5 protein-coding genes are annotated in these 3,567 nt (G+C 44.6%); all 5 read right to left on the reverse strand.

Features of this window, described 5'->3' with window-relative positions; translation table 11 throughout:
- Window positions 1–226 precede the first annotated feature (226 nt).
- Window positions 227–580: a 50S ribosomal protein L19 gene (gene rplS / locus IQQ51_RS16475; protein ID WP_004735514.1), complete on the reverse strand. Its 354-nt coding sequence runs from the start codon at window positions 578–580 to the stop codon at window positions 227–229.
- A gap of 59 nt (window positions 581–639) precedes the next feature.
- Window positions 640–1,380 carry a tRNA (guanosine(37)-N1)-methyltransferase TrmD gene (gene trmD / locus IQQ51_RS16480; protein WP_019826347.1) on the reverse strand — a complete coding sequence of 247 codons (741 nt, stop codon included), beginning with the start codon at window positions 1,378–1,380 and terminating at the stop codon, window positions 640–642.
- A 26-nt stretch (window positions 1,381–1,406) separates the two neighbouring features.
- Window positions 1,407–1,961 (reverse strand): ribosome maturation factor RimM, encoded by a 555-nt coding sequence (gene rimM / locus IQQ51_RS16485; protein WP_016768202.1) that lies wholly within the window; start codon window positions 1,959–1,961, stop codon window positions 1,407–1,409.
- A gap of 24 nt (window positions 1,962–1,985) precedes the next feature.
- Complete coding sequence (gene rpsP / locus IQQ51_RS16490; RefSeq protein ID WP_004410028.1) at window positions 1,986–2,234, reverse strand: 30S ribosomal protein S16; 249 nt, start codon at window positions 2,232–2,234, stop codon at window positions 1,986–1,988.
- A gap of 212 nt (window positions 2,235–2,446) precedes the next feature.
- Window positions 2,447–3,567: signal recognition particle protein (ffh, locus tag IQQ51_RS16495; protein ID WP_228012920.1), on the reverse strand; the 1,121-nt coding region annotated here is incomplete at its 5' end.

The following is a 3,567-nucleotide window of genomic DNA, read 5'->3' on the forward strand; positions in this document are numbered from 1 at the left end:
AATCCTTTTTTATTGCCGATAGTTTGGTGTTTACTGAAAGAGATTCCCTACTCCTTCCTTCGTCAGTCTAGAGAATGACGGTTGCATTTAAGCCTGTACTACTGTCGTCATCCCCAAGAGTGAGGTACGAGCGAATTGGGGATCTCTTACTTGCGCAACTCCAAATAGCAGGCACAAAAAAGCGGAGCCAAATGGCTCCGCTTTTATCGATAGAATGCAAAAAGAATTACTTCTTAGTAAGCTTCTCTTTAATACGAGCTGACTTACCAGAACGCTCACGTAGGTAGTACAACTTGGCACGACGTACTGCACCACGGCGTTTAACTTCGATGCTATCAACCATTGGAGAGTGAGTTTGGAACGCACGCTCTACGCCTTCACCGTTCGAGATCTTACGAACTGTGAATGCAGAGTGTAGACCACGGTTACGAATAGCGATTACAACGCCTTCGAAAGCCTGTAGACGCTCACGGTCACCTTCTTTTACCTTAACCTGAACTACAACAGTGTCACCTGGTGCGAATTTAGGAAGGTCTGATTTTAGTTGCTCTTCTTCAAGAGCCTTGATGATGTTGCTCATTTGTATAAATTCCTAGAATAAACTGATACTAAATTTAATAGGTTACTGCTTGCTTTTCGTTAAGAGCGTTGCTCTTTAATGAATTCAGCCAGTAATTGTTCCTGTTCGTCAGTCAGAGCTAGGTTTTCCAGGAGTTCTGGTCTTCTTAGCCAAGTTCGGCCCAACGATTGTTTTAATCGCCAGCGACGAATGTCCTTATGGTTTCCAGACTTGAGTACCGATGGCACATCTTTATCGTCTAGCACCTCAGGGCGCGTATAATGGGGACAATCTAGCAAACCATTTGCAAAAGAATCTTCTTCTGCTGAAGCGAAATCTCCAAGTACACCCGGAACAAACCGAGATACTGAATCAATCAGCGTCATGGCTGGCAGTTCGCCACCCGTCATCACAAAATCTCCAATCGACCATTCTTCGTCAACTTCAGATTGAATGATGCGCTCATCTACCCCTTCGTAGCGACCACAAATAAGAAGTAAATTCTCGTTTGTTGCCAGCTCTTCAACACCTTTCTGGTCGAGTTTACGACCTTGAGGTGAAAGATAGATAACTTTCGTCTTTCCCGGTGCTGCTTGCTTGGCAGTTTTGATAGCATCGCGCAGAGGCTGAACCATCATTAACATACCAGGACCACCACCGTAAGGTCTGTCATCAACAGTGCGATGTTTATCATGAGTGAAATCACGAGGATTCCATGTCTCAATAGATAAAAGACCTTTTTTAACCGCTTGACCTGTTACTCCAAAATCAGTAACAGAACGGAACATTTCAGGAAAAAGGCTAATAATGCCAACCCACATGTGTTCTCTCGCTCTGTAATTTGGAGTTAGAATCCAGGATCCCAGTCAACTTCGATCCGGCGAGCTTCGCGATCAACTTTCTTGATCACTTGCTCTTCAAGGTACGGTACTAACCGTTCCTTTTGGCCAAAAGCATCTTTAAGATTTGCTTTGATTACTAGAACATCGTTCGAGCCAGTTTCTAATAGGTCAGTGACCTCACCAAGGTTGTAACCTTTAGTGGTAAAAACTTGCATACCGAACAATTCGCGCCAGTAGAATTCATCTTCTGACAATTCAGGTAACGAAGCAGGGTCAATAGCAATTTCAAAGTTAGTCATCAGTTGCGCGTCTTCACGAACATCTAATCCCGCTAGCTTACATACATAACCTTGGCCATGACGTTTCCAGCTCTCAACTTTGTACTCAACCCACTTACCCTTTAGGTTTAAATACCAAGGGCTGTAATCAAATATGCTTTCAGCATTGTCTGTGTAGGAGAACACTTTAAGCCAGCCACGAATACCATAGGTAGACCCAAGTTTACCCATGACAATTCTATTGTTTTGCTCGCTCATAGTTTCTTTACCCTTCATCGACATAAGCTATTTCTCTTTAAAAAAGAATTAAGCCGCTTTTTGAGCGTCTTTAACTAGCTTAGCTACACGATCAGATAGAGATGCGCCTTGACCAACCCAGTGGTTAACACGATCTAGGTCTAGACGTAGACCTTCTTCTTGACCTTGAGCAGTAGGGTTAAAGAAACCTACTTTCTCGATGAAACGGCCAGTTGCAGCGTTACGGCTATCCGCAACTACGATTTGATAAAATGGGCGCTTCTTTGCACCGTGACGTGCCAAACGAATGGTTACCATGTCGTCCTCTTTGCTTTCTTAATAAAATAATTAACCCCAAGTATAAGTAAATAGCTTGGGGTCTCGTGCCAAATTAAAGCCCCGGAATTTTACTCTTATTCCGGGGCAATGCAAGGGGTTTAGCTATTTTTTCACCAACATAGCTGCCGTACACTTTCTGTGACACGGCTAACACTATGAAAAGTAACGTAGCTAAAGCTTACATTTGTAGATTATCGACCAAACGGGTTAAAGCCACCACCCATTCCGCCCATACCTCCACCGCCGCCCATCATGCCTTGCATGTTGCGCATCATGCCTTTCATGCCACCTTTCTGCATCTTCTTCATCATCTTCTGCATTTGGGTGAACTGCTTAAGCATACGGTTTACATCTTGTACCTGTGTACCAGAACCAGCGGCAATACGCTTTTTGCGAGAGCCTTTGATTAAGTCAGGGCGTTGACGCTCTTTCATGGTCATAGAGTTGATGATCGCTTCCATTTGCTTGAACATCTTGTCATCAACTTTATCTTTAACGTTATCTGGTAGCTGAGACATGCCTGGAAGCTTATCCATCATGCCCATCATGCCGCCCATGTTTTGCATCTGACCTAGCTGTTCACGGAAGTCTTCAAGGTCAAAGCCTTTCTTCTCTTTGAACTTCTTAGCCAGTTTCTCTGCTTTCTCGGTATCAACGTTTTTCTGTAGGTCTTCAATAAGAGACAGTACGTCGCCCATACCTAAGATACGAGAAGCAACACGATCAGGGTGGAACGGTTCTAGTGCGTCAGTCTTTTCACCAACACCCAAGAATTTAATCGGTTTGCCTGTGATATGACGAACAGACAGAGCAGCACCACCACGTGCATCACCATCAACTTTCGTCAAGATAACACCGGTTAGTGGTAGCGCATCACCAAAGGCTTTTGCAGTGTTCGCAGCATCTTGACCTGTCATTGCATCAACAACGAACAGTGTCTCTACTGGTTTAATTGCAGTATGAAGCTCTTTGATCTCGCCCATCATCTCTTCATCGATAGCCAAACGACCCGCAGTATCGACAAGTAGCACGTCGTAGAATTTCTTCTTCGCGTGGTCGATTGCAGCGTTTGCAATATCAAGAGGCTTTTGATCAGCTGAAGACGGGAAGAAGTCTACGCCAACATCGCTTGCTAACGTTTCAAGCTGTTTGATTGCCGCTGGACGGTAAACGTCGGCAGATACAACCAAGACTTTCTTCTTGTCACGCTCAGTTAGAAGCTTAGATAGCTTACCTACCGATGTGGTTTTACCCGCACCTTGTAGACCCGCCATTAAGATAACGGCTGGCGGCTGCGCTGCTAGGTTAAGAG

This window comes from Vibrio sp. OPT18, from assembly GCF_015163615.1.
GTDB classification, from domain to species: Bacteria; Pseudomonadota; Gammaproteobacteria; order Enterobacterales; family Vibrionaceae; genus Vibrio; species Vibrio coralliirubri.

Excerpts from the sequence above, each read along its gene's own strand:
- rimM (WP_016768202.1), bottom strand. The coding sequence starts at position 1,961 with ATGTCGATGAAGGGTAAAGAAACTATGAGCGAGCAAAACAATAGAATT.
- rpsP (WP_004410028.1), bottom strand. The coding sequence starts at position 2,234 with ATGGTAACCATTCGTTTGGCACGTCACGGTGCAAAGAAGCGCCCATTT.
- rplS (WP_004735514.1), bottom strand. The coding sequence starts at position 580 with ATGAGCAACATCATCAAGGCTCTTGAAGAAGAGCAACTAAAATCAGAC.
- trmD (WP_019826347.1), bottom strand. The coding sequence starts at position 1,380 with ATGTGGGTTGGCATTATTAGCCTTTTTCCTGAAATGTTCCGTTCTGTT.